The organism is Massilia sp. W12, assembly GCF_037300705.1.
Taxonomy (GTDB): Bacteria; Pseudomonadota; Gammaproteobacteria; order Burkholderiales; family Burkholderiaceae_D; genus JACPVY01.
The window spans coordinates 2,665,222-2,690,931 of record NZ_CP147776.1; the positions used below are offsets into that span (position 1 = coordinate 2,665,222).

Consider the following 25,710-nt stretch of genomic DNA (forward strand, 5'->3'; position numbering starts at 1 on the left):
AGGCGAAGAATGCAAGAGCTGATGCAAACCGCCACGCCCGGCAAAATCAAGCTGGCCGAAATCCCCGAGCCGCCCTGTCCCCCTTTGCAAAACGACAGCGGCCTGGACGCCATGCTGTTCAACACCATCGACCCGCTGCGCCAGGCGTTTCATGTGCTGGTGGCGAAAAGCGCATGGCGCATCACCCCCGGCCCGCAAACGGGACAAGCGCAACTGCAAGAAGATATGTCGCCGCCGCCGTTGGCCGATAGCGATCTGGCGTTTGCCGGGCAAGACCCGGCTGCTTATGGCTGGCGCGCCGAAAGCGATCTGGCGCCATACAAACCGCTGTGCGATGTGCTGCTGGCCGCTGACGCCATCGCACCCGGCGCACAGGCGCTGCCGCAATTCGGTGTGCGCTTGCAAGTGCAAGCCGGCGGGCAAGCCGCCGACGCAGGCGCCATCCTGATCGACAAACGACTCTTGATCAGCGGCGCGCGCCACTTCAGCGGCAGCGGCAAAGACTGGCGCTTGAGCGCGCCCGCCCCCATCAGCCGCCTGCCGCTGCGCCATACATACGCTTGCGGCGGCAGTCTGCAACTGCGCGCGCAAGACCCGGCTTTGCGCCACGCCCCCGCCGCCGAATTGCTCGCGGCCCCGGATGAGCAAGGACGAAGCCTGCATCTGGTGGCCCAAAGCAATCCGCTGGGACAGGGCTTTGCGCGCGCCTGGCATTTGCAAAGCGGGACAGTGCAAAGCATCGCCGCACCACAGATTGAATATCTGGATCAAACCATGGATGGGGCCGCCTTCTGGCGCGCCGCCGAAAGTGGCGCACTGCCGCCCAGCGCCGCGCCCTGTCCCCTGGGACGGGCCTGGCTGCCGCGCCGCCAGCTGGCCGGAGTCTTGCCGGAACAGCGCTATGCGGCGGATGAAGTCCCGTTCTTACCGCCGGATTTTGATTACCGCTATTGGAACTGCGCCCCCGCCGACCAGCAATGCCGCTATCTGCAAAGCGGCGATCTGCTGCGCTTGTGGAATTTGAGCGAAGCGAACGATCCCGCCGCCACGCTTGACGCGCAAGGCAACCATTTCCTGCAATGCAGCCTGCCGCCGGCCCGATGCGTAGCCTTGATAACGCTGGACGTGAACGGGGAAGCCATGCTGGACGTGCAGGATTTGCAGCTCGACACCTTGATCTACGAGCAGGCCGAACGACGCTTTTACTGCACCTGGCGCTTAAACCTGTTGGCCGATCCCGCCATTCTCAGCATCCGCCTGCTGTATGTGAGCGAGCCGGCGCAAATCGAGCGCATCAATACCCTGCAGAGCGCACAAGCGCTGCTGGCGCAAGGAGCGTGACATGGCTAAAGAAACCGTCACCCAATCCAGCCGCTTCTTTTGCGTGAGCTTAGTGCCGGATTTTTGTAAAACCCCGGTCGGCCCCGCCACGCCGCCGCTGCCTTACACCATCAAGGGCGAATTCAAACAAACCAGCAAGCCCAGCAAAACCCTTAAAACGCACAGCGAGCCGGTGTTTTTGCACAATACAAGCGTGATTCCCAGCGTCACCGGGGACGAACCCGGGGTGGCCAAGGGCGTCAAGAGCAATACCGTGGGCAAACGGGTGGAGAGCCTGCGCTTTTCCAGCAGCTATGGCGCAAACAACACCAAGACCATCGAAGTCGGCCACATGGTGTGGATGAATGACCGCAACACAGTGGGACAGATTCAGGAACGCGGCGCACAGCCGGCCAAGCCGACCCAGGCCGACTGGACGGATAAATTTCAACAAGGCTTTAAACAGACCGAACAAAAAGTCACGCAAAAGCTGCAAGACTTGTCCAAACAAGTGAATCAAAAGGTGAAAGCCAGCAGCAACGCCTTGCTGGATCAAGGCGCCAGTATTTTGCAAAGCATTCACCAGAAAGCAGAAAACGTGCGCATCAGCTTGCAACCGCTGGCGCGCGAGTGGCAAAACGGCAAATCGCAAGCCTTTCACGCCTTTGGCCAGGACGCCATGGACACCGGCGGCAAGATCGGCGTCGGCAGCGCGGCGCTGGGCGTGGCCGGCTTGGGCGTCGGCGCCACCGGGATTGGCGCGCCGGTGGCGGTGGTGATGGAAGGCGGGGCCGCCGCCGGCGGCGTGGTGGCTGCCGGCGTAGGCGGAACCGGGGCCGTGGTCGATTCCGGCGCCACCTTGCTGGACGACGCAGCCAACTTCATCCTCAACGGCAAAACCCCGGATTTAGTGGCCAGCGCCAAACAAATCGGCAGCAATGCATTGCAACTCTTACCCATCGCCAAGCTGCGCGGCCTGGCCGGCAAACTCTTGCCCAAGGGCGCAGCGAAAGCGCCCAAACCCGGCGCGCCGGCCCCCAAACCACCCGCCAAACCGCCTAAACCCCCGGCCAAAGACCCGCCAGCCAACCGCAGCGGACGCGATGGCGGCAAAATCAAACCGGGTAAAAAACCCAAGCAAGACAAGCCCAAGGACGAGTGTCCCAAGAATTGCGCCACCGGCGGCGCCAATCCGCGCCCGGCCAAATCACGCCGCCCGGTGCACTTTGGCACCGGTGAAGAAATTCTGTATCAGACCGATTTCGTCACGCGCGGCAGCCTGGGACTGGAATGGACGCGCTGCTACCGCTCAGGCAGCGCAGCGCAAGACTGGGGCGTGCTGGGCGCACGCTGGTCTTTACCCTACAGCGCCAGCCTGTCGATCTCGCGGCGCGGCATCGTGTATCACGACGCCAGCGGGCGCGCCCTGCGTCTGCCGCGCATCGCAGTTGGCGAGCGCCATGCTGTCCCCGGCGAAGGTTTTACCTTGGAGCGCAGCAGCGAGACAGAATGCATCCTGCATTGGCAGGACGGCAGCCAGGACCGCTTCACACGCGGCCCGGATGGCTGGCTGCCGCACGGGCATGATGGCGTCAACGCCATGCTGCGTCCCGGCGCGCCATTGGCGGTGCGCAGCTATCACTTAAGCCGGCATCAAGCCGCCAATGGCCAGGGCTATCGCGTGCTGCGCGACTTCGCCGCCGCTCCCGGCGCGGTGATGCTCGAAGTTCAGGGCGACGACGGCACGGTATTGCGCGCGGTGCGCAGCCAGAGCGCGGCGCAACACAGCCCGCACAGCCAACCAGTGATCGGCGAAGTCTGGCAACTCTTCGAGGATGGCGCAGCGCAATGTATGGCGCGCTATGAATATGGGACAGAAGACTGGGCCTGCGCCGCGCCGCCGCCAGGCTTCGCACCGCTAGCCGACAGCTGGCCCGGCGGCGAGGAGCAAGTAGCGCAACACGCCCCCGCCTTGGCAAACCAGGGCTTGCCGCATCCGGCCTTCCTGCAACTGCCGCCACGCTTAAATCTGACGGCGCAACGCAATGCCCTGGATGCGCGCCGCGAGTATGCCTACCGCCTGCACCTGCTGCAGCGCTACACCGATTATCTGGGACATGGCTTCACGCTGGAATGGATCAGCCTGGAGGCCTTGCGCGCCAGCTGGCGGCGCGACTTGAGCAGTATGACGCCGGAACAATGCGCCGCATGGCAAGCCGAGTGCGCAGCCCATGCGCCGATCCGCTTAAGCAGCAGCCAGCAAGCGCGCGCCATCGTCAGCGGCGCGGAAGACGGCGCGGAGCGGGTGCAGATCCGCTATCTGGATGAAGACAGCACAGAAGTGACAGAGGCCGACGGCAGTCGCCATCTGTACTATTTTAATGACGCCTGGCTGGTGACAGCCTACCAGGCATGGCAGCCCGGCATGCAAGATGAACCGGAACGCCCGGTGCAACTTGGCAAGCGGCGCTGGAGCCGCGAAGGCTGGCTCTTGAGCGAAAGCGACGCCAACGGGCATACCGAGCAATACAGCTACGATGCGCATGGCAATCTGATCGAACAAATCGACGCCTGCGGCGCGCGCACCCGCATTGAGTATGACGCCGGCAATCGGCCCATCCGCATTCAGGATGCGCTGGGCGGCGAGACCCGCATGGAGTGGGACGCAGGCGGGCAACTGCTGCGCCACATTGACGCACTGGGACACTGCACCGCCTATGTCTGGGATGCGCAAGGGCGCTTAAACGGCGTGCAAGACGCGCGCGGCGGCCAGACCCGTCTGCAATACGATGCCGCCGGGCGGCTGATACGGCATACCGATTGCTCGCAACGCAGCACGGAATACAGCTACGACCGCAGCGGCAATTTGCTGCGCCAGACTGATGCCATGGGACAGAGCACCAATTACCGCTACGATGCGCTGGGCCGCCTGCTGCAAGTGATGTACCCCGATGGACTGAGCGAAACCCTGGAATGGGACGCGGCTGACAATTTAATCTGTCACACTGACACAGGCGGAGCGCAAACGCGCTATCGCTACAACAATCTGCAATTGCCGCTTGAGCGGATTGATGCGCTGGGGCAGCGCATGCGTTACGGCTATGACGCCATGGGACGTTTGAGCATGCTGGAAAACGCCAACGGCGAGCGCTGCAGCTTTGCCTACAACCGGCAAGGCTGGCTGATCCGCGAAACCGGCTTTGACGGCAAAGTGACAGAATACCAATACGACGCGGCGGGCCGGCTGCAAAGCAGCGCCAGCGCCGGGGCGCAAACGCACTATGTGCGCGATGCGCTGGGCCGCATCTTAGCGCGCAACAGCGCGGATGACACGGTGCGCTTTGACTGGGATGCGCTGGGCCGGCTCACCGCCGTGGAAAACCGGCACGCCAGCATGCGCATGCGTTATGACGCGCTCGGACGCCTGCTGGAAGAGCGGCAGCACACGCATCTGCCGCAAGCCTTGTGCGCAGCGATGCAAGCCTGGCGCAATGCGCCCGATCAAGGTGATTTGCCGCACAGCATCGCCCTGCTCACCCGGCATGAATACGATGAACTGGGCAAGCGCATCGCCAGCATTTTGCCGAACGGTCGGCGGCTGGACTGGCTGCGCTATGGTTCCGGGCATTGGCATGGAACCTTGTGGCAGGGACAGGAGATGGCGCAGATTGAGCGCGATGCGCTGCATCGCGAAGTGCGGCGCAATATCGGTTACCGGCGCGATCCGCAGCACAGCAGCCGCGGCCTGGAGCTGGAAAAGCATTACGATGCGCAATCGCGCCTGTCCCGGTTTGCGCTATACAGCGCGCGCGGACAGCAAAGCCGCAGCTATGAATACGACAGCGCCGGGCATTTACGCCGCATCACTGACAGCCGGCGCGGTTTGTTGGAATATCAGTACGACCCCTTGGGCCAAATCTTGCAAGCAACGCAAAGCGGGCAACGTGAACGTTTCGCCTTTGATCCGGCAGGCAATTTGCTCGAAACGCCCGAGGCTGGCGGCGGGCATGCGGCAAGCAGCAGCAATCTCAGCAGCCACAGCCAAGCGCCCAATGCACTGCCCGGCATGGGACGCATCACACACAATTTGCTGCAACAATGGGGGCCATGCCGTTACGCCTACGACAGCCAAGGCAATATGATCAAGCGCAGCCGCCAGCATGGCAGCTTGCAAGAGCAAAGCGAATACCAATGGGACGCACAGCAATGTCTGGTCAGCATGCAGCGCGAGTATGCCGGACGGCGCTATCAGGCGCATTATGTATATGACGCCTTCCAGCGCCGCATCGCCAAATACGTGCAGAGCGCGCGTTACGACGAAGCCGGCGTGTTGCAGGACAAGGCGGGCGAGCTGCATTATTTTGTGTGGGATGGCGATGTATTGCAGCAGGAAATCCGCTTCACCCAGCATCTGCCGGGCTTCCCCGCACCGAACCCGCGCCCGCGACCTGCCAGCACCGGCTGGGACGGCGCCGCCAGCGCACATGCGGCTTATGCCCTGGACGAAGGACTGGGCGAATGCAGCACCTATATTTATGAAGCGGACAGCTTTGTGCCGATGGCGCGCGTGGTCAGCCAACACGAACAGGAGGAATTCGCCAGCCCCTCGGTCTATCTGCAACCGGTCCCCGCCTGGCGCAGCGCGCGCGCCCAAGTGGAAGACCCATCCCCACAGGACGGCCACTGCCAGGCGCAAGAGGAATGGCGCTGCCGGCAAATGCAAATGCAGCGCGAAGCGCGCGCCGCCAGAGAAGCAGGCAAAGATCGGCAACTCTACTACCACTGCGACCACATCGGCGCCCCGTTGGAGCTGCTCGACAGCGACGGCGACGCGCTCTGGTCCGCACGTCGCCTTACCTGGGGCAAGCTGCACGAGACGCAAGACAAGCATGCGAACCAGCCCTTGCGCTTTCAGGGGCAGTATTACGATGCGGAAAGCGGATTGCATTACAATCGTTACCGGTATTATGATCCGGAGGTGGGGCGCTTTGTTTCGCAGGATCCGATTGGGTTGTTGGGTGGGGAGAATCTCTACCAATATGGGCCGAATGCGGAGGGGTGGGTTGATCCGCTGGGGTTGGCTCGATGCAAGAAATTTGGTGGATTGGATTGGGGAGCTGTTGTTGGTAAAGATGGAGAAACAAGGCAGGAACATGTACGAAACGGACATGGGAAACTAAATCCGAAAAAACCAGTCCAGACGTTATTCTACAAAGACCCAGTTCAAGAAATTAATCGAGCATGGCGGAAGCGGATGAAGAGTAATCCTTGCCCTGATTCGACGGATGAATTTGGGGATAATTATATAATTGATATGAGGCGGCCTGTTGGCTACGATAGGGATAGTAGATTAGAAACCAGTAAAATTACTATCCATGTAAGAAAGGGGACTAATAAAATTGTTACTGGATACCCTAAAATATAAATATTAACAAAAAGGAGGTTTGCATGTCTTCATACTGGTTTTGCCCATGCATAGCTTGCGATGGGCAAGGGCGTCTAGTTATTCAAAGAGATATTAAAACAGGGCGGCTATTTCTTCATTGTGATGAATGTTTGAGATCATGGGATAATCCGAGGGATGTTAATGACCGGAAAAAATGCCATCCAGATTTACGTGAGAACTATGAAGAAATTGATTTGCCAGAAATCCAACGGATGGGCTGGGGGGGGTACGCAAAACATTTGTATGAAAAATGATGCTCTTGTAGAAACTGATAGACGGAAATCCTTTCCGCGCCAGCGACAGCCGGCGCGGATTACAGGAATACCAATACGACCCGCTGGGGCAATTGCTGCAAGTGAGCCAGAGCCGGCATCAAGAGCGTTTCGCCTTTGATCCAGGCGCGCGCGCAAAACCCGCAGACGCCAACGCCGCTGCCGGGCATGGGGTGCATCACGCACAATTTGCTGCAACAATGGGGGCCATGCCGTTACGCCTACGACAGCCAAGGCAATATGATCAAGCGCAGCCGCCAGCATGGCAGCTTGCAAGAGCAAAGCGAATACCAATGGGACGCACAGCAATGTCTGGTCAGCATGCAGCGCGAGTATGCCGGACGGCGCTATCAGGCGCATTATGTATATGACGCCTTCCAGCGCCGCATCGCCAAATACGTGCAGAGCGCGCGTTACGACGAAGCCGGAGTGTTGCAGGACAAGGCGGGCGAGCTGCATTATTTTGTGTGGGATGGCGATGTATTGCAGCAGGAAATCCGTTTCACCCAGCATCTGCCGGGCTTCCCCGCACCGAACCCGCGCCCGCGACCTGCCAGCACCGGCTGGGACGGCGCCGCCAGCGCACATGCGGCTTATGCCCTGGACGAAGGACTGGGCGAATGCAGCACCTATATTTATGAAGCGGACAGCTTTGTGCCGATGGCGCGCGTGGTCAGCCAACACGAACAAGAGGAATTCGCCAGCCCCTCGGTCTATCTGCAACCGGTCCCCGCCTGGCGCAGCGCGCGCGCCCAAGTGGAAGACCCATCCCCACAGGACGGCCACTGCCAGGCGCAAGAGGAATGGCGCTGCCGGCAAATGCAAATGCAGCGCGAAACGCGCGCCGCCAGAGAAGCAGGCAAAGATCGGCAACTCTACTACCACTGCGACCACATCGGCGCCCCGTTGGAGCTGCTCGACAGCGACGGCGACGCGCTCTGGTCCGCACGTCGCCTTACCTGGGGCAAGCTGCACGAGACGCAAGACAAGCATGCGAACCAGCCCTTGCGCTTTCAGGGGCAGTATTACGATGCGGAAAGCGGATTGCATTACAATCGTTACCGGTATTATGATCCGGAGGTGGGGCGCTTTGTTTCGCAGGATCCGATTGGGTTGTTGGGTGGGGAGAATTTTTATTTATTTGCTCCTAATGCCATTTCATGGAGTGATCCACTGGGATTAAAACCATGTATAAATCGGAGGGAGGCGCTGAATAAAGCAAAGGAATTGGCTGGAATTCCAAGGTCGCAACAGCCAAGGTCTCAATGGGTAGTTGGGGATGATGTAACAAGGCAAGGTATGAAAAACTACAAATACACAAAGAATCCCACTCACTTTGGACGATTTTATGAGTTTGTTGATGCTAGAGGCCATGTCAAAGTTGTTGTTGAACAGTAAGCGCCCACCCCCCCCATCTCCCCAAGCCCACAAAACCCGCGCATGCTGTGCCCATCAAACTGGAGGGGCAAGTATGCAAAGCAAATCACCGAAGAAAAGCAGAGAAGAATGGCTCGCGCACGTGCGGGCGTGGCGCATGAGTGGACAAACGCAAAGCGCGTATTGCCGGCAGCACGAAATCAATCTGCCGGTCCTGCAATACTGGATCAAGCGCAGCCGCAGCGGATCTGAATGCGCGCCGCTGACCTTGGTTGCCGCACAAGCGCCAACTGGCGCCATTTCTGCCCCCATCAGCGGCAATCTGACGCTGGAATGCGGCGCGCAGCGGCTGCATATTCCGCTGCATGTTCCGGCGCAATGGCTGGCTGCTTTATTGCGAGAGCTGGCGTGAGCTGGCCGCAGCCTAAGCAAATCTGGCTGGTGCAAGAAGCGATGGATATGCGCGCCGGCATCGATAGCCTGGCCGCGCGCATTCAGCACAGCTTGGGACGCACGCCGTCGGATGGCGCTGCATACGTGTTTCGCAACCGGCGCAACAATCGCCTCAAGGCGCTGGTGTTTGACGCCAGCGGCATTTGGCTGTGCCAGCGCCGTCTGCATCAAGGCGGCTTCACCTGGCCGGAACCGGGCGCGCAAGTGTTTCTGCTCAACACAGAACAATGGGAATGGCTGTGTAAAGGTGTGGATTGGCGCCGTCTGAGCGCTGCCCACATCCCCGCCTGGCTGTATTGAAATGCGCTTTGGCAACGATCCGACTGGTTCTTGATCAGGTAAAAAAATCCCATGAGAGAAACCGCAAAAAAGATGGTGTTTACGCAGGAAAAAGCGCTTGAAAGCGTTACACTTCAGGCATGGATTTCATTGCGCAAAAACACCGCTTGCAACACACCGAAGGCATCCCGTCCCCGCTACGGGAAGAGCTGTTGGCGATCATTGAGCAAGCCACGCAGGCTGAGCAAAAAGCTGCTGCATTCGCACAACGCGCCACACATGCAGAGCAGCAAGCCGCACAAGTGCAAAGCTATGCGGATCAACTGCGCCAGCAAAAAGAAAAACTCCATCAAGAAGTCACGTACTTGCGCCGCATGCGTTACGGCATCAAGAGTGAGCGCATGGTCGACAGCACGCAGCGCGATTTGTTTGAGCAAGATTTGGATGCCGATATTGAGGCGCTGCAAGCCGAGTTGGATAAGCTCGCAGCAACGTCCCCAAAAAACGAAGCGGTCAAACAAAAGCGCCCTGGTCGCCTGCCGCTGGCGGCGCACTTGCTGCGCGAAGACGTGTTGCACGAGCCGGCCAGTTGCGACTGCCCGGAATGCGGCAAAGCGATGCGCAAAGTTGGCGAAGATGTCACAGAAAAATTATCGGTGCAGCCGGCAGTGTTCAGCGTCAAGCGTCACCGCTATCCGAAATATGCCTGTCAGGCTTGCCAATCCATTCATCAGGCGCCCAGCGCACCGTCGATTATTGACGGCGGCGGCGTTGAGCACGATGTGCTGGCTTGGTTGCTGGTGTCGAAATATCTTGATCATCTGCCGCTGTATCGCCTGGAGCAGATCGGTGAGCGCCATAATGTGCCCCTGTCCCGCACCAAGCTGGCGCAGTGGGTAGGACGTACAGGCGTGGCGCTGGCGCCGTTGGCGGATCGCTTGGCGCAATTGTTGCGACAGCGGCGCTGCTTGCATGCCGATGAAACGCCGGTGGCGCAATTGGCGCCGAAAACCGGCAAAACCGAGCGCGGCTATCAATGGGTGTACCGCAGCAACGATATGGAGCCTGGGCCACGGATTGTGGTGTATGACTATCAGCCATCACGCCAGGGACAGCACGCGCGCAACATGCTGGCGGGCTGGAGCGGCTATTTGATGGCGGATGCGTATTCCGGCTATCAGGCATTATTTGCTGGCGGCGTGGTGGAACTGGGCTGTATGGCGCATGCGCGGCGCAAATTCTTCGATTTGCACGCAGCACGTCCAACGCCCATCACCACCGAAGCCTTGCATCGCTTTGCTCAGTTATATGAAATTGAGCGCGAAGCAAAAGATATGTGTGTAGAACAACGCGCGGATTTGCGACGGGAAAAAAGTCTGCCTCTGTTAGCGGAATTCGAGACCTGGCTGAATGAAACCAGCGCCCGCGCCAGTCCGTCCTCCGGCTTGCAAAAAGCGATCGTGTACACCCTCAGCCGATGGCCTGCGCGGGTGCGCTATGCACACAGCGGGGATTTGCCGATAGATAATAATGCGGCGGAAAACACCTTGCGCCCGGTGGCCATCGGGCGCAAGAACTGGCTGTTTTACGGCACAGAGCGCGCCGGCCATCGCGCCTCTTGCATCATGTCTTTGCTGACCACGGCAAAGCTTAATGGCCTTGATCCATACGAATGGCTGCTTGATACGCTCAACAAATTGCCCACTTGGCCAGCCAATCGCTTGGATGAGCTATTGCCGCTTGGGTCTGTGATTCATGTCTGATCGAGATGGGGGCGTTGGGCGCTTACGTTGAACACACAAATGACCCTTGCGGTCCTCACACGCATGCAGGGAAAGCAAAAGGGGAAGATCCAAGAAACTATGACTTTAAGCAAAATCCATATCAAAAAATAAACAACCCAAAAACAAACGATCATCATATACATTATGGTTTCTGAAAAATTACATGAGAAAATTGTTGAGCTTCGTGCGAGACAATATGCATCCTCTCTCACTGGAGTGAAAATATCGAATGTTAGAAAGGAGGTTGAAGGCGAATTTGAGCGTTATAGGGAAAATATCCAAGAATTTTGCAAAATTGATTCAATTTCATCACAATCTTGGGAGGATTCAGAGAATGTCAATACTATTGCCAGATTTTTGTGCTCAAAAATTTCAGCGTACGATAGAAATTTATTTATTCCATTCGAGCGGCCCTTTTTTATCGAAATATATGTGGAAAATTGCATTAGTTTTCTAGAAAGTATTTGGAAAATAGAGGGTACACGTGACTTGACATTATATATGGTTTCGCCACCTGCAGTTATTCAACTTCAAGACCTTGAATATGGATTTGCATATTTTGAGTTTCAACTTGATAAATAATTTTGATTACTTGCCGGGTTGTTCTCCTGCCATAGAACCTGTCGATGTCGACATGGACATCGCTTATTACCATGGCGGCGGCGACAATAAAGAAGACAAAATTGGTGTTTTTGGCGGCCAACACGAAGCGGCGATAAAAGTATCCCGCATATACAAAAACCCTTACTTAGGGAAATGCTGGTTTAATACAACGGTAGGTTGTCCTATCCTAATAAAATCACTGACTTAGGATGCAACTTTTTCTTGCAAGTTAAATTAATCAGCGTTTCCTTAGATGTGGATATGTAAAAGCACGGGATACAGGTGCAAATCAAACCTGGAAACATTCCGATGGATCTGAAGTGTGGGTGCATAAATATGGAAATGTAAGTCCAAGTGGATATAAATCAGGAAATAATGCTCACGTTCATAAAGAAGATCCATGTGGAAATGAATTGGCAGATAAAGGAGTTCCAACATTGAATGCTGATGACATGCATATTGGTATAAAAAATCCTTCTAATTTACCAACAGTTCGTGGCCGACCACATGGGGATGGGACTTAAATATGAGCTATGAATATTCAATTAAGGTAGAAAAAGGGGAAGTAGATATTGTGCTTGAAATACTCAGGCAATCAAATTTTCTTATTTTCGAGAAAAACAATTGTCTGGCATTTAAGAAGGAAAGGGATAGTTCTTGGTTTCATGATTTCAGAGTTTTTAAAATCAATGATAAAGAATTATTTTTAGAAATTTCTGTGCGGAACTATGAATATTACGAAATGCTAAAAAAATCTCTCAGACGATGTAGTTATTTAATTACAGAGCATGAAGGAGAAGAGGTAATTTCATTAGAGGATGTTTTTAGAGTTTAAAAAAGTGCTAAGAAACTGTTTGAAAACTCGAGATTTAGTCAAATTCCCACAATTTCCATCCAACATATTAGTTGGATACAAGATGGTTTGCGCAAAAAAAAGTGTATAATGACAATCAAAAAAATTGAAAATCTTTTGTTCGATTGTTTTCTTTGGAGGAATATTTCATGAAAGTTATTGAATAGTTTCTAAGGCAAACTGCATTCCAAAATATGCCAAAGATGCCAACATACACAAGGGAAAAATATCGCTATGGATATAAAGAGCACCCATTAAATGCAAGAGAAATCGCCGTCCATAACTATAAAAAGCATTTAAAATGGGAAGACAATGGACGTGAAGGTCATATTTACTATGGCCAACGACATTGCATAGAAGGAACTTAAGGAAATAATAGAATGTTACCTGAACAAATATGTAAATTGCAAGAGAAAAAGCTGGCAAGGCGAGAGAAACTATTTGAAGAATTATGGAATGCTAGTAATAGCGAGTACTCTCGTGCCAGAGAAATTACTGAATTCATTAAATTGAATGGTGGGAAATATGAAGATGTGTTGGTAATTCCTTCGGAGTGTTTGGCTGACCTTTTGAAATTATTAAGTAGAAATTTCTTTCTGGGTATGGAAGATAATAGGTTTGGATGCAAGAAGAGTGTTGCTGAAAAATTTATTTTGGAAAATAATTTAGATATCAAGAAATTTGAGTCATGGTGTAAGCAAGATAAGATTTTTCAAGATGGTGCTTTTTTAGGAATGCAGCTTGATATTTGGGGGGTATTAATGGACAGGGAGTAAGAATTCGATTTGTCATCGAAAACTCTACTACCATTGCGACCACATCGGCGTGCCGCTGGAGCTGCTCGACAGCGACGGCGACGCGCTCTGGTCCGCACGTCGCCTTACCTGGGGCAAGCTGCACGAGACGCAAGACAAGCATGCGAACCAGCCCTTGCGCTTTCAGGGGCAGTATTACGATGCGGAAAGCGGATTGCATTACAATCGTTACCGGTATTATGATCCGGAGGTGGAGCGCTTTGTTTCGCAGGACCCGATTGGGTTGTTGGGTGGGGAGAATCTCTACCAATATGGGCCGAATGCGGAGGGGTGGGTTGATCCGCTGGGGTTAAAATACGTTTCGGGGCCACGTTCAACGAATGTAGTTAAAGGGAAGGATAAGCCTGGAAGCGCTAATATTTCTGAATGGATGCGAACGATTTGTAGCTCAAATATTAGAAATGAAAGAGAAAAATTCTTAGGGGATAATTATGTAAAAGTTGGGCCTGGAAAATGGCGTAGCGCTGATGGAAAACGACAATTTAGGGTGAATGAGGATGATTATGAAGGAGGGTACGGCATGGGAATGCCTGTTAAGAGAAATACACCACACATTCATTTTGAATTTTTGCGTGAAACACCAGCTGGGAACTTTAAGGTAACAAAGAATGTTCACGTTCCAATAGATAAGGGTTGCTAAAATGATTAAAATAAAGAGGTCACACGTTAGTAAATTTTCCTTGCATTTTGAATTTGATCTCAATGATGCAATTGAAATGAGAAAGATTTTCTTTAATTTAAACATGGACGAATCGCCAAGCCTCCGAGTTCTTTTTTTGTCTCGGAAAAGAGATGGTGAGTATGATCTCAGTGTAAAATTAAGTAATGATGAGAATTTATCATTGCGAAATGGTCGTTTGGTGTTGTTGGTTGATGAGGATACACGTGAACAAGCAATTTATCTTCTTGATGGCTATATTAATAATGGTTATTTCCCAATAGCAGAATTTTGTCAAATAGATTTCGATTATTTGAAGAACGATGTTATGTTATATTTTCATGGGAAAGAAATTAACGAAAACCAAAAATCAATAAAGTTTTAAGAAAGACAACTGTGATAGGTTTTATCATTCTATTTAGTTTATTTTTTGGGGGGTCTCATGCAGGTTGGCCACTACCAGACGCAGCAGGAATAGTGCTGCCGGTAAATGCAGCGCGAAACGCGCGCCGCCAGAGAAGCAGGCAAAGATCGGCAACTCTACTACCACTGCGACCACATCGGCGCCCCGTTGGAGCTGCTCGACAGCGACGGCGACGCGCTCTGGTCCGCACGTCGCCTTACCTGGGGCAAGCTGCACGAGACGCAAGAAAAGCATGCGAACCAGCCCTTGCGCTTTCAGGGGCAGTATTACGATGCAGAAAGCGGATTGCATTACAATCGTAACCGATATTATGATCCGGAGGTGGGGCGCTTTGTTTCGCAAGATCCGATTGGGTCGGATGGGGGGATTAATTTATATCAGTATACGGCGAATCCAATTCATTGGATTGATCCATTGGGTTTGGCATATATACCAGCACCAAAAGCGTTACCAGAGCCAACGTAACACATTGATTTGTACAGAAATTTTCACGCCGAACAGTCACTCCATTTTAATCATTCCTTGCAACTCTGCGCCCCCCCTTTCTTCAGTTTTCTCAATAAAATCAGGATGTTGGAAATTGTTCAGGAGCGCCTAAATAAGGAAGCGCCATAGCAGCACTTGTCCAATCTTTATCCGATAAATCATTCGCTTCGGATAAAAAGAAACATGGAAATTTAAAGAATGTATACAGTGTTGCGCAAGGTGCGTGCTGCGCCGCCACCATGCCCAGGCGCCGTTTGCACTTGGCAGCAATCCAGCGTTGCTAGCCGTATGATGGCTGAATAGTCATCCTTTGTTTATAATAGCGCTCAAGCCCCTCCCCTGTGCGCCGCAATCCACCGCACCCAGGCTTGCAGATTCCCCTATCAATTGTCTTTACGCACGGATCGCCCATGCTTGCCAAACTCGCCTTGAACGCCAGCAAACGTTTAATGAAACTCTCATTCCTGCGCAATGATGGGCCAGCGGATACATTTTTGATTGAAAGCTTACATGCGGAAGAAGAAGTCTCACGCGACTTTGAATACACCGCCCATGTGCTGTCAGACAATCCGGAAATTGCGCTCAAAGATGTGCAAGGCAAGCTGATCGGCATCGAACTCACGCGCGACGATGGCGGCAAGCGCTGGTTCACCGGCTATTGCTGGACCTTTGAGCTGCTGGAATATGACAACAGCGTCGCCACCTACAAACTGACCCTGGTTCCCTGGCTGGCTTTCCTGCGCTTGCGCAAAGACATGTTCATTTTCCAGAACAAGACCTATATCGAGCAGACCAAGGAGATTTTTGAAGACTACGCCATGGCCAAGTTTGACCTCAAAGTCAGCAAGGCCGGCCACCGCCACACCTACTGCGCGCAATACGACGAAACCGATCACAACTATGTGCACCGGCGCTGGGAAGAAATGGGCTGGCATTACTGGTATGAGCACGACGCCAGCGGCCACCGCCTGATTTTGTCCGACCACTCGCCAGCGGCAGAGCCGGTCGATGGCGACACCACGATCGCCTACCACCATGGCGGCGGCAATAACAAAGAAGACAAAATCGGCATCTTTGGCGGCCAGCGCGAAATCGCCTCCGGCAAAGTGAATTTATCCAGCTTTGATTTCAAACGTCCGACCCCGGCCCTGGTTGGCAAAACCAGCCAGCAGGAACAGGGACAAATCGCCAAGCTCGAAGTGTATGAATATCGCGGCCTGTATGGTTTTGTCGATGCCGACGAGGGCAAGTTTTACGCCGAGCGGCAAATGGAGCAAATCGAAGGCGATGCGAAAAGCTTTGCCGGGCGCGGCAATGTGCGCCAGATGCAACCGGGACGCTGGTTCACCCTCACGCGCGACCATCTGAAACAATTATTCCGTGGCCCCGGCCACAAATTTGAATTTCTGCTGCTGTCTGTCACCCACGATATTCACAATAACCTGCTGAATTCCGATGGCGGCATGGGGACATATGACAACAGCTTTGTCTGCCTGCGGCGCAAAGTCTTCTGGCGCCCGGCACGCGGCCATCACAGCGAAGACGTGCGCGTGCCCGGCGTGGACACCGCGATTGTGGTCGGCCCGCAGGGTGAAGAAATTTACAGCGACAAATACAGCCGCATCAAAGTCCAGTTCCACTGGGACCGCATGGGCAAACAGGATGAAAACAGCTCACCCTGGGTGCGCGTGATGACGCCCTGGGCGAATAAAGGCTTCGGCATGGTCGCCGTGCCGCGCATCGGCACCGAAGTCGTGATTCAATATTTGCAAGGCAACCCCGACCGTCCCCTGGTGGTGGGACAGTTATACAACGAACGCCACATGCCGCCCTGGACGCTGCCGGCCAATCAAACCCAATCCGGCGTGCTGACCCGCTCCAGCAAAGGCGGCGGGCCATCGAACGCCAACGCGCTGCGCTTTGAAGACAAAAAGGGGGAAGAAGAAGTCTGGTTGCATGCGGAAAAAGATCAGCGCATCGAAGTCGAAAACGATGAAAGCCACTGGGTCGGGCGCGATCGCAAAAAAACCATCGACCGCGATGAAACGGTGCATGTCAAACGCGACCGCACCGAGACGGTGGACCACAATGAAACCATCACCGTACACAACGACCGCAAAGAGCGGGTCGATCACAATGAAAAAATTTCGATTGGCGACAATCGCACCGAAGATGTCGGCAAAAATGAAAGCATCAGCATCGGCGACAACCGCAGCAAGACCGTCGGCAAGAATGAAAAAGACAAAATCGGCAAAAACTGGTCGATCAATGTCGGCAAATTCAAGACCGAGACAATCGGCATGGCCTACATGCAAAACGTAGGCATGGGACGGATGGAAAACGTCGGACTGGCGTATAACCTGAACGTCGGCACCATGATGGTGAGCATGGTTGGCTTGAACAAAAACACCATCGTCGGCAAACAATACACCTTGAACGTGGGCGGCGAGAGCACGATTCAAATGGATGGCGAAAGCATCACCCTCTCCGTTGGCAAATCCAGCATCACGCTGAATAAAAATGGCGAGATCAGCATTGCCGGCGAAAAAATCACCATCGCCGGCAATGACAGCATTAACGCGATCAGCCCCAACATCAATAATAATTAAGGAAGCGCCATGCGTAAGACCGCCTTATCCGCCCAGCCAGCCGCAACGGCCACGCCAGCGCAGAGCGCGCCAATCGCCGCCCGCGTCGTAGCGCAGGAAGGCGCGCAATACCGGCTGCAGACAGACAGCGGCGAAGTGTGCGCCAGCCTGGCCACCCACTTACCGCCCCTGGCGCCGGGGCAGGACGTGCTGATCGCCGGCATGCCCGGCGCGTATCTGGTGATTGCCGCCTGGCCGCACCCGGATGCGCCGCCGCTGTTGCAAATGCAAGAGGGGCGCTTGCGCATCCACGCCGCCCAATTGCAACTCGATGCACTGCAAGAATTGGAATTGGTGTGCGGCGACGCCCGCATCCGTTTAAATCTGGCAGGACAAGTGCAGATCAGCGGCAACCATATTCTGTCGTCTGCGGTGCACAGCCAACGGATTGAGGGAGGCAGCATTGACCTCAACTGATTTGCAATTTAACCCGCAGCGCCTGCCGCCGCAGCCCGGCTTGCTGGAAGACATGCACGCGCAAGCCCTGCGCGCGCGCATCCGGCGCGTGATGAGCGCCGCCAGCCAGCAGGATTTATATGCGCTCAAAGCGCCGGATGAAAAGCTCGATGAACTCATCCCCGCCTGCAGCTTATACGGCGCAAGCGCGCTGGAATACTTCGCCAGCCAAACCCTGCACCCGGAAAAAATCCCCGGCCAGCGCGCCGCCAGCGTGTTTTTGCATCTGGCCCTGGCGCTGCAAATGGACGATCCCGGCTTGCTGCAACTGGTGCGCGCCTACTGGCCGCTGCAAGCGCAAGCCACCCTCGAAGCGCTGTGGTTTTTCCCCGTACCGCGTAATCTGTTTGAGGTGCGCCAGCAACATATCGCGCAGCTCTGTAAGGCCGCACAAAACGACCGCCATCTGTGGCCGCTGTGCCTGGAATTGATTGGCCGCTGCGACTATCAAGCGGGCCGCGCCGCCGCCCAAGCTCTGTTGCAAGACGCCGATTACGCCGGCGCCGCCTTGCTCGCGCTGGCCCGCCTGGGACAGCCGGCCACCCAGCTGACCAATCTGCACAGCCTGGCCGAATACGCCTGCCAGGGCGAAGCAGAAAACAATGGCTGGCTGGAGGTCTTGCTGCACATCATCAGCTGCCAACCGCGCGCGGCCAGCGACCAAATCCTGCAAATCCTGCAAGCGCAACAACCGCAACGCGCCGAACTGGCCTGGGCCATCTTCGCCATGCGCTATCCGCGCCAAATGATGCAGCAAGCCATGGCCGCCCCGCAGCACCTGGCCGCGGATTGGTATTGGCGCGTGCTGGGCCTGTGCGGCTGGCTCGATGGTGTGTTGGCGGCGCTGCAGATACTCAGCCAGCAAGAAGACGCGCTCAGCATCGCGCAGCGCGACTTTCTGATGCTCAGCCTGGGCAGCATCCCGCCAGAAGCGCGCCAAACCCCGTTTGATCCAGCCGCTTTTGGCGCCGCCTTGCACAGCGCACTGCTGGAAACCTTGCGCACACTCGGTCTGACACTGGCGCCCGGCGCCGAATACCTGCAAGGCCCCGCCAGATGGGACGCACAAGCACTGTTTGGCGGGGCCGCGCCGGAATTACGCCTGCGCCATGGCCGCCTGATATCAGCGATTCCGGCTCTGGGCCAGGAACTGTTGGCTTTAAGCCATGCAGCACGCCAATGGCTGTACTTGGAACGCGCCGAACTGGCGCGCCACCCGCTGTCACTGCAAGCGCTGGATGTATTCCGCCGTCAGCAAAGCGCGCTCATGATCGCCGAGGTCAGCGATGCGCTTTGAGCTGGACAACCAAACCCCGTTTGCCGCCCATGTGCAAAGCGAACCCGATCTGCAGGGACATGATGCGGCCCTGGTCTTGCTCAAAGCCAGCTTCATCCTGGGACAGGAAGGCTTTGCCCCGGTCGAGCAGCAAACGCCGCTGCGCCAGCAGGCGCTGCGCAAACGGATAGGCGAATTGGGTTTGGAAGAGGTACAAATGCGCCTCTTGTCCAGCTGGCTGGAAGAGGAAGTGGTGTGGCAAACACATGAAACCAGTCCGCCCAAAGCACAATTTGAAATCCTGCTGTGCGGCCACGTCAGCCACGCACAGCCGCAAGCCGCGCTAGACGCCATACTTGACCTGGGCGGGCAACAACGCCACTTGCGCGCGCATGCGCCGCGCTACCACGACGGCGCGCAAATACGCTTGGTGGGCGGCGGCGTGCGCAGCGTGCCGCTGTGCGCCAGCTTCGCCCATTGGGATGGCGGCATATTTACCCAAAGCCAGCGCCTGCCAAGCGTGGCCGGCTTGCCGGCGCCGGAATGGCTGCCCTGGTTCGACGATCCGGCGCAAAGCGTTACGCGGCGGGCGCAACAAGCAGCGCCGCGCTGCTTTGCGGCCTGGCCGGAAAACGCCCCCAGCCGCCTGCCCTACGCCGGCACATTTGACGAACGCTGGCAGCAACAACGCGCCCCGCTCATGCCGCAAGATTTCAACCCGCGCTTTTACAATTGCGCCGACCCGGCGCTGCAATGGGCGCAAGCGCCGGCCCCCGGCACATTGCTGACGTTGCACAACTTCGGGGCCCAGGGACGCAGCGCCCTGCGCTGGCCGGCCTTGCGTTTCGCCGCCCGCGTGCAAGGCGTGGATGGACGCACACAGCAAGCCGAAATGCGCGCCGACACACTGGAAATTGACTTATTGAGCGGGCGCTATCACATCGTATGGCGCGCGCAGATCGCCGCCGCCCAACGCCAGGACGGACGCGGCGTGGCGCACATCTGGCGCTTAAGCAAGGAGGCGGCATGAATCCCCACCCCCTGTTCGCCATCGCCGGTTGCGGCGCACACAGCGCCGCCGGCAGCTCCGCCGGCCAAAGCGCAGCCTCCCTGCAAGCGCAAAGCCGCTGTACCCAACGCCGCGCCACACCCTGGCAAGCCGAAGCTGTCAGTCTGGCCCCCTGCCCTTCCCTGGACAAACAAAGCAGTGGCGCGCAACGCCTGTTGGACTTATTGGCGCCAGCCCTGGCCGAAGCCTTGCCACCCGCCCTGCAAATGGAAATCCGCCAAACCGCCGCCCGCGCAGGCGGCACAGACATGCAAGTGTATGCGCTCTTACTGCTGCCGGATTGGCTGGCGCCGGAGCACAGCGCCGAAATGCACACGATCTGGCTGGACTGCTTGCGCGCCAGCCTGCCGGGTCTGCACATCAGCGCCCACTGCTTACAGCGCGGCGCCATTGCGCCCTGGGAAGCACTGCAATTTTGCCAACAGCAAACGCAACAGCATCCGCGCACCGCCTACACCATCCTGGCCGGCGTGGATTCCTGGTGCGAGCCGTCGCGCATCGGCTTTGCCGTGCATCACCACTTATTGCTGTGCAAAGGCAATCAAGAAGGATTTATTGGCGGCGAAGCCGGGGCCGCCGTCGTCTTGCAAACCGTGGCGCGGGACATCCAAGGCCAACGCCTTGGCTGGCCGGCGCCGCAAGCAGGCCGCTTCCTGCTGCACCCCGCCGCCGCAGACTACGCCAGCCATGGCTTTTGGCCGCATGGCAACGCCAGCCAGCGCGCCGCCGGCATGCGCCAATTACGCCATACCCTGGCGCAAGCTTTGGCGCAAGCCGGCATGCAAGCCCAACATCTATCCCATCTGGCAAGCGATATGGATGGCTCAGTGTGGCGCGCAGAGATCGAAGGCGATGCGCTCAACCAAGTCTTGACGCAGGGCCAGGGCGCAGCACACAGCCGCCCGCCGCATCTGCAAATCGCCGGCATGCTGGGACAAACCGGCTGCGCCGGCGGGCTGCTGCTGTGGAGCATGCTGCCGCATCTGCAACGCCTGCAGAACATCAACAGCGTCTTACATTGGACTCTGGCCCCCGGCGGCCAGAGCGCCGCCTGCGTGATCGAACGCGTCACCGGCTCAGATTAAAACAAGCGAAACAAACAGGAAGCCCCATGCCCACCAACGTCAGAACCGATGGCAAAGATTTAATCAGTCAGCACAGCAAAGGCTTTGTATTCCAGCCGGCTGACCCGGTTTTGCTATTGCCCAAGGGCGACCCGGGGGTGGCGCCGCATTTCAATATCAGCACCAAGATCAATAATCCGGCGGGGACGGTGTATGACCACGGCACAGCTGTTGCGCACCGTCAGAGTTTTTTGGGCAGCGGCAAGCATGCGCCGGTGGTGATGATAGGCAAAAACGTGCCGACCAAAGACGGCGACAACAGCTTCTTGTCCTGGGCCAAATCGCTGTATGTGGAAAGCCGCCAAGCGGTGATGCATGCGGTGAAGACCGGCGTCAATACGCTGTGGACGATGTTGCCGGCGGCGGCGCAAACCGCCCTCAACAACGCCGGCCAAATCACCGGCGGCATGAGCGCGCAAGATTTCAAAGACGCGGCGATGGACGACGCGCAAGCCATGCTGGATGAATTGCTGTCCACTGACACCCTGATTTCACTGGGCGAATCGCTCGCCTTGACCGCGCTGGCCGGGGTCCCGGTGGTGGGACAGATCGCCGGCGGCGCGGCGGTGGTGCAGCGCATGAACAGCGTATTGCAGGCGACCGCCGGGGCCGGGCAAGAGTTAGCCGCCATGGCCGAACGCTGGAGCAAGCCGATGACGCCGGAGCAGATCAAGGCCGAGCGCAAAAAGCTGGCCTCCTTCCTGATCCGGGTCGGCATCGCCGCGATTTTGGCGGCCTTGGGCAAAGCGCTTAAAAAACGCTCCAAAGGCGCACAAGACAATGGCCCGAATTCCAATAAAGACGCGCAAGTCGGCCAAGGCCCGAAAGCCCAAGCCACCGGCTGCGCCTGCGCCATCGGCAAACCGGTGATTATCGCCACCGGCGAAAAAATGCTGGCCGATACCGATTTCAGCTTGCCCGGCATGATAGACCTCAGCTGGCGCCGCCACTACCGCTCCGGCAATACGCGCATGTCCTGGTTTGGCCAGGGCTGGAGCCACCCGCTGGCGCAAATGCTGCAACTCGGCGCGCAAGGCATCTTGCTGCATGACGCCAATGGCCGCAGCGTGAACCTGCCCATGATCGCGGTCGGCGCGGAGCACTTTGACGCCTACGAAGGCTTCACCCTCTACCACCCTGAAGCGCACGCCTGGCACATCATCGGCAAAGACGGCCTGTGCCGCACTTGGCGGCGCGCGCGCGCCGATTGCTGGCTGCTGCCGCTGGCCGCCATCACCAACCGCAATGGCCAGCGCATCAGCCTGCACTATGGCGACGCGCCCGCCGACAGCTTTGCGCCCTACCGTCCCCATGCCTTGAGCGACAGCGCCGGCCGCATCCTGTCCCTGCAATGGAATGCCGGCGGGCAATTGCTGCAAGTCGGCCTGCAAGCGCATGGCGGCGTATGGCCGCTGGCGCGCTACGCCTACGACGAACAAGGCTGCTTGCTGCAAGCCGAGAGCGGACGTGAAGAAGACGGCTCACACGCCATCCGCCACTACCACTGGCGCCAAGGGATGTTGATTAGCTACACGCGCGCCGACGGCAGCCGCTTCGCCGCCGAATATGATCAACTCAGTCCGCAGGGACGCGTCTTGCGCTCCTGGCATGTGGAAAGCGGCGCAGGCCTGCGCTTTCGCTATGACCCGCAGCGGCGCTGCAATACCGTGACAGACGCGCTGGGACGCAGCACCCGCTATGAATATGATGAGCGCGAAGACATCATCGCCACCACCGGGCCGGACGGCGTGCGGCTGGCGACGCCGTTCGACCCCAGCGGCCGCCCCAGCCAGGAAAGCGATGCGCTGGGACGCAGCACACACTTCCAATTTGATGCGCGCGGCAATTTGACCGCCATCACCGACCCCGCAGGCGCCAAAACCACAATTGCCTACAACGTCCTGGATTTACCCATCAAACTGACTGACGCCCTGCAACAAGTGACGCAGCAGGAATACGATGCGCGCGGCAATCTGCTGACGCGGATTGACGCCGCCGGTCAGCAAACGCGCTTTCGCTATGACGAACGCGGCTTGCTGCGCGAGATCGAAGACGCGCGCGGCGGCCTCAAGCGCTTGCAGTGGGACGGGCATGCGAATTTGCAGGAATACCGCGATTGCTCGCAACGCAGCACGCGCATGACATACGATGCCCTGGGACGCTTGCTGACGCAGAGCGACGCCCTGGGGCAAACCACGCGCTATGTATGGGACGCCAACAGCCGCCTGCGCCAAGTGCAGGAAGCCGACGGCAGCGTGCAGCATTACGCCTGGGACGCTGAAGGGCGCCTCGTGCGCCATACCGATGCGCTGGGACACAGCACCTGCTATGCCTACGACGGACTGGGCCGCTTGCTGCAAAAAACCGACGCCAACGGCCACAGCCTGTGCTATGCCTACGACGCCGTCGGGCGCTTAATCACGCTCACCAATGAAAACCGCGAAGAAACCCATTTCCGTTACGACCTGCAAGACAATCTGATCGAAGAAATCGGCTTCGATGGCCGCCTGCAACGCTACCACTACAACGCCGCCGGCGAACTCACGCATTTGCTGGAAGTGGGCGGCAGCGATTACGGCCCCGGCAAAGTGACGCGCTTCACGCGCGACGCCCTGGGCCGCCTGCTGGAAAAAGTATGCGACGCCGCGCCACATGAAATCACACGTTACCGTTACGACAAACTGGGCCAGCTGCTGGGGGCCGACAATGCGCACGCCAAACTCAGTTTCGCCTACACCGCGCAGGGCCAGTTGCGCGAAGAAATCCAGCATCTGCACGGCGGCGCACCCTTAAAACTGGCGCATGAATACGATGTGCTGGGCAACCGCAGCCTGACCAAACTGCCCGATGGCCGCATCATCAACCGCCTGTTCTATGGTTCCGGCCATTTGCATCAAATCAATCTGATGCAGCCTGATGGCGCAATGCAAATCATCGCCGACATCGAACGGGACGCACTGCACCGTGAAATCCAGCGCAGCCAGGGCGCCTTGCACAGCGCCTACGACTACGACCCGATGGGCCGCCTGCTGCGCCAGCGCGCGCAACAGACCCTGGCCAATCGCGAATTGTCAGTAGCGATTGCACGCGACTACCGCTATGACGCCGCCGGCAATCTCTTGCAAAAACACGCCAACATCGGCGCCACGCCGCATTTCAATGGACGCCAGGAAACCCAGCACTACGCCTACGACCCCGCAGGCCGCATCCTGCAAGCGCAACATCAACGCGGCGCCAGCCAGATTCAAGAGCGTTTTATCTATGATCCGGCGGGCAATCTGGACGAATTCAGCTTCGGCCTGCCGGGCAACCGTTTAACACGTTGGCGCGACCTGGAATACCGTTACGACAGCCACGGCAATGTGCGCCAGCGCACACGCGGGGCCGACGAGCGCGCCGAATTTGCATGGGACAGCAGCCACCAACTGCGCAGCGCCACGGTGACACGACAAGGCGTGACACAACAAACAGCCTACGAATACGACGCCCTGGGCCGCCGCACACGCAAACGCGATGCGTTTGGCGTGACAGAATTTCTGTGGGATGGCGACTTGCTGCTGCATAGCCAGCGCGGGGCCAAACAGGCCTTATACTTTTATGAAGCCGACAGCTTTGTGCCGCTGGCGACCTTGCAAGATGGCGCACTGTACTGGTACCACTGCGACCAAATCGGCACACCGCAAGAGCTGACCGACGCCCAAGGCCGGGTGGTGTGGGCGGCGCAATACCAGGTGTGGGGCGAAGCCGAAATGCTGCAAACCGGAACAGGTGCTGCATGGCAATACAGCGAGCCGCTGCCGCAGGTGGAACAGCCCTTCCGTTTCCAGGGACAGCAATATGACGCGGAAACGGGTTTGCACTATAATCGTTTCCGCTATTATGATCCGGCGATTGGACGGTTTATCAGTCAGGATCCGATTGGGTTGAATGGTGGAGATAATTTATTTATTTTTGCGCGCAATCCCCTTGCTTGGATTGATCCGGTTGGTTTGCGTGCATGTCAGAATTGTCGACCTGATCCATGTGGAATTGCAAAACATGGTCATCAACCCTCCCCTCGACCAACTGACAACGAATCTCATCACATTATTCAAGACAAATGGGCAAAAGTTAACATTGGAAAGCCTGGTGGATACTCAACATATGGAGCCCCGGCAATTTTACTGGAAAACTCCCCGCATGATATTGCGAATAATAGGCAAAATACGCGGCGAGATAGCCGGGTAGCCAATGGGCAGCCTCGATGGGGAACGTCATTGCGAGAGGAATTTAATAATGCATCTGGAGATCTAAGGGCAGCAGGTGTATCTGAAAAGTGCAGAAAACGTGCCTTAAAGAAAGCATATCAATATTTCTACAACCGGTAA

21 protein-coding genes are annotated in these 25,710 nt (G+C 56.8%); 20 read left to right on the forward strand and 1 reads right to left on the reverse strand.

The window, feature by feature from the left end; genetic code table 11:
* Window positions 1–9 precede the first annotated feature (9 nt).
* From V8J88_RS10795 to V8J88_RS10805, 3 genes are read left to right on the forward strand one after another with little or no spacing between them, the layout of a single operon-like run.
* The gene (locus V8J88_RS10795; RefSeq protein ID WP_338848268.1) at window positions 10–1,341 is read left to right on the forward strand and encodes a DUF2169 domain-containing protein; all 1,332 of its coding nucleotides are present in this window, start codon (window positions 10–12) and stop codon (window positions 1,339–1,341) included.
* Window position 1,342: 1 nt separating this feature from the next.
* Window positions 1,343–6,745, forward strand: coding sequence for an RHS repeat-associated core domain-containing protein (locus V8J88_RS10800; RefSeq protein ID WP_338849511.1), 5,403 nt, complete (start codon window positions 1,343–1,345; stop codon window positions 6,743–6,745).
* A 23-nt stretch (window positions 6,746–6,768) separates the two neighbouring features.
* Window positions 6,769–7,020: a hypothetical protein gene (locus V8J88_RS10805; protein WP_338849512.1), complete on the forward strand. Its 252-nt coding sequence runs from the start codon at window positions 6,769–6,771 to the stop codon at window positions 7,018–7,020.
* 59 nt (window positions 7,021–7,079) lie between these two features.
* Here the strand turns inward: V8J88_RS10805 and V8J88_RS10810 are convergent, their stop codons facing one another.
* Window positions 7,080–7,220 carry a hypothetical protein gene (locus V8J88_RS10810; protein WP_338849513.1) on the reverse strand — a complete coding sequence of 47 codons (141 nt, stop codon included), beginning with the start codon at window positions 7,218–7,220 and terminating at the stop codon, window positions 7,080–7,082.
* A gap of 139 nt (window positions 7,221–7,359) precedes the next feature.
* On the opposite strand from V8J88_RS10810, the gene V8J88_RS10815 reads away from it, so the two are divergent.
* The 17 genes from V8J88_RS10815 to V8J88_RS10895 all read left to right on the forward strand — a co-directional run bounded on the left by V8J88_RS10815 (window position 7,360) and on the right by V8J88_RS10895 (window position 25,710).
* The gene (locus V8J88_RS10815; protein ID WP_338849514.1) at window positions 7,360–8,436 is read left to right on the forward strand and encodes an RHS repeat-associated core domain-containing protein; all 1,077 of its coding nucleotides are present in this window, start codon (window positions 7,360–7,362) and stop codon (window positions 8,434–8,436) included.
* A 136-nt stretch (window positions 8,437–8,572) separates the two neighbouring features.
* Window positions 8,573–8,827 (forward strand): hypothetical protein, encoded by a 255-nt coding sequence (locus V8J88_RS10820; RefSeq protein ID WP_338849515.1) that lies wholly within the window; start codon window positions 8,573–8,575, stop codon window positions 8,825–8,827.
* The gene (tnpB, locus tag V8J88_RS10825) at window positions 8,824–9,168 is read left to right on the forward strand and encodes an IS66 family insertion sequence element accessory protein TnpB (protein WP_338844870.1); all 345 of its coding nucleotides are present in this window, start codon (window positions 8,824–8,826) and stop codon (window positions 9,166–9,168) included. The genes V8J88_RS10820 and tnpB overlap by 4 nt, the downstream gene beginning before the upstream one ends.
* 119 nt (window positions 9,169–9,287) lie before the next feature.
* Window positions 9,288–10,910, forward strand: a complete 1,623-nt coding sequence (locus V8J88_RS10830; RefSeq protein WP_338849516.1) for an IS66 family transposase — start codon at window positions 9,288–9,290, stop codon at window positions 10,908–10,910.
* A gap of 165 nt (window positions 10,911–11,075) precedes the next feature.
* Entirely contained in the window at window positions 11,076–11,513 is a 438-nt protein-coding gene (locus V8J88_RS10835) for a hypothetical protein (RefSeq protein WP_338849517.1), read from the forward strand.
* Window positions 11,514–11,854: 341 nt separating this feature from the next.
* Window positions 11,855–12,058 (forward strand): hypothetical protein, encoded by a 204-nt coding sequence (locus tag V8J88_RS10840; RefSeq protein WP_338849518.1) that lies wholly within the window; start codon window positions 11,855–11,857, stop codon window positions 12,056–12,058.
* Between the two features lie 2 nt (window positions 12,059–12,060).
* Window positions 12,061–12,369, forward strand: a complete 309-nt coding sequence (locus V8J88_RS10845; protein ID WP_338849519.1) for a hypothetical protein — start codon at window positions 12,061–12,063, stop codon at window positions 12,367–12,369.
* A gap of 398 nt (window positions 12,370–12,767) precedes the next feature.
* Window positions 12,768–13,163: a hypothetical protein gene (locus V8J88_RS10850; RefSeq protein ID WP_338849520.1), complete on the forward strand. Its 396-nt coding sequence runs from the start codon at window positions 12,768–12,770 to the stop codon at window positions 13,161–13,163.
* A 7-nt stretch (window positions 13,164–13,170) separates the two neighbouring features.
* Window positions 13,171–13,842 (forward strand): RHS repeat-associated core domain-containing protein, encoded by a 672-nt coding sequence (locus V8J88_RS10855; protein ID WP_338849871.1) that lies wholly within the window; start codon window positions 13,171–13,173, stop codon window positions 13,840–13,842.
* A 76-nt stretch (window positions 13,843–13,918) separates the two neighbouring features.
* Window positions 13,919–14,245 (forward strand): hypothetical protein, encoded by a 327-nt coding sequence (locus V8J88_RS10860; RefSeq protein WP_338849521.1) that lies wholly within the window; start codon window positions 13,919–13,921, stop codon window positions 14,243–14,245.
* A 105-nt stretch (window positions 14,246–14,350) separates the two neighbouring features.
* Window positions 14,351–14,749, forward strand: a complete 399-nt coding sequence (locus V8J88_RS10865) for an RHS repeat-associated core domain-containing protein (RefSeq protein ID WP_338849522.1) — start codon at window positions 14,351–14,353, stop codon at window positions 14,747–14,749.
* Between the two features lie 431 nt (window positions 14,750–15,180).
* Complete coding sequence (gene tssI, locus V8J88_RS10870; protein WP_338849523.1) at window positions 15,181–17,379, forward strand: type VI secretion system tip protein TssI/VgrG; 2,199 nt, start codon at window positions 15,181–15,183, stop codon at window positions 17,377–17,379.
* Window positions 17,380–17,388: 9 nt separating this feature from the next.
* On the forward strand, window positions 17,389–17,835 hold the full coding sequence (locus V8J88_RS10875) for a hypothetical protein (protein ID WP_338849524.1): 447 nt from the start codon (window positions 17,389–17,391) through the stop codon (window positions 17,833–17,835).
* Window positions 17,822–19,171, forward strand: coding sequence for a hypothetical protein (locus V8J88_RS10880; RefSeq protein ID WP_338849525.1), 1,350 nt, complete (start codon window positions 17,822–17,824; stop codon window positions 19,169–19,171). Before V8J88_RS10875 ends, V8J88_RS10880 begins: the two co-directional genes overlap by 14 nt.
* Window positions 19,161–20,180, forward strand: coding sequence for a DUF2169 domain-containing protein (locus V8J88_RS10885; RefSeq protein ID WP_338849526.1), 1,020 nt, complete (start codon window positions 19,161–19,163; stop codon window positions 20,178–20,180). The genes V8J88_RS10880 and V8J88_RS10885 overlap by 11 nt, the downstream gene beginning before the upstream one ends.
* Window positions 20,177–21,304, forward strand: coding sequence for a hypothetical protein (locus V8J88_RS10890; RefSeq protein ID WP_338849527.1), 1,128 nt, complete (start codon window positions 20,177–20,179; stop codon window positions 21,302–21,304). Before V8J88_RS10885 ends, V8J88_RS10890 begins: the two co-directional genes overlap by 4 nt.
* Window positions 21,305–21,330: 26 nt before the next feature.
* Window positions 21,331–25,710, forward strand: a complete 4,380-nt coding sequence (locus V8J88_RS10895) for an RHS repeat-associated core domain-containing protein (protein ID WP_338849528.1) — start codon at window positions 21,331–21,333, stop codon at window positions 25,708–25,710.

Excerpts from the sequence above, each read along its gene's own strand:
- V8J88_RS10795 (WP_338848268.1), top strand. The coding sequence starts at position 10 with ATGCAAGAGCTGATGCAAACCGCCACGCCCGGCAAAATCAAGCTGGCC.
- V8J88_RS10800 (WP_338849511.1), top strand. The coding sequence starts at position 1,343 with ATGGCTAAAGAAACCGTCACCCAATCCAGCCGCTTCTTTTGCGTGAGC.
- V8J88_RS10805 (WP_338849512.1), top strand. The coding sequence starts at position 6,769 with ATGTCTTCATACTGGTTTTGCCCATGCATAGCTTGCGATGGGCAAGGG.
- V8J88_RS10815 (WP_338849514.1), top strand. The coding sequence starts at position 7,360 with ATGCAGCGCGAGTATGCCGGACGGCGCTATCAGGCGCATTATGTATAT.
- V8J88_RS10820 (WP_338849515.1), top strand. The coding sequence starts at position 8,573 with ATGAGTGGACAAACGCAAAGCGCGTATTGCCGGCAGCACGAAATCAAT.
- V8J88_RS10830 (WP_338849516.1), top strand. The coding sequence starts at position 9,288 with ATGGATTTCATTGCGCAAAAACACCGCTTGCAACACACCGAAGGCATC.
- V8J88_RS10835 (WP_338849517.1), top strand. The coding sequence starts at position 11,076 with ATGGTTTCTGAAAAATTACATGAGAAAATTGTTGAGCTTCGTGCGAGA.
- V8J88_RS10845 (WP_338849519.1), top strand. The coding sequence starts at position 12,061 with ATGAGCTATGAATATTCAATTAAGGTAGAAAAAGGGGAAGTAGATATT.
- V8J88_RS10850 (WP_338849520.1), top strand. The coding sequence starts at position 12,768 with ATGTTACCTGAACAAATATGTAAATTGCAAGAGAAAAAGCTGGCAAGG.
- V8J88_RS10860 (WP_338849521.1), top strand. The coding sequence starts at position 13,919 with ATGAGAAAGATTTTCTTTAATTTAAACATGGACGAATCGCCAAGCCTC.
- V8J88_RS10865 (WP_338849522.1), top strand. The coding sequence starts at position 14,351 with ATGCAGCGCGAAACGCGCGCCGCCAGAGAAGCAGGCAAAGATCGGCAA.
- tssI (WP_338849523.1), top strand. The coding sequence starts at position 15,181 with ATGCTTGCCAAACTCGCCTTGAACGCCAGCAAACGTTTAATGAAACTC.
- V8J88_RS10875 (WP_338849524.1), top strand. The coding sequence starts at position 17,389 with ATGCGTAAGACCGCCTTATCCGCCCAGCCAGCCGCAACGGCCACGCCA.
- V8J88_RS10885 (WP_338849526.1), top strand. The coding sequence starts at position 19,161 with ATGCGCTTTGAGCTGGACAACCAAACCCCGTTTGCCGCCCATGTGCAA.
- V8J88_RS10890 (WP_338849527.1), top strand. The coding sequence starts at position 20,177 with ATGAATCCCCACCCCCTGTTCGCCATCGCCGGTTGCGGCGCACACAGC.
- V8J88_RS10895 (WP_338849528.1), top strand. The coding sequence starts at position 21,331 with ATGCCCACCAACGTCAGAACCGATGGCAAAGATTTAATCAGTCAGCAC.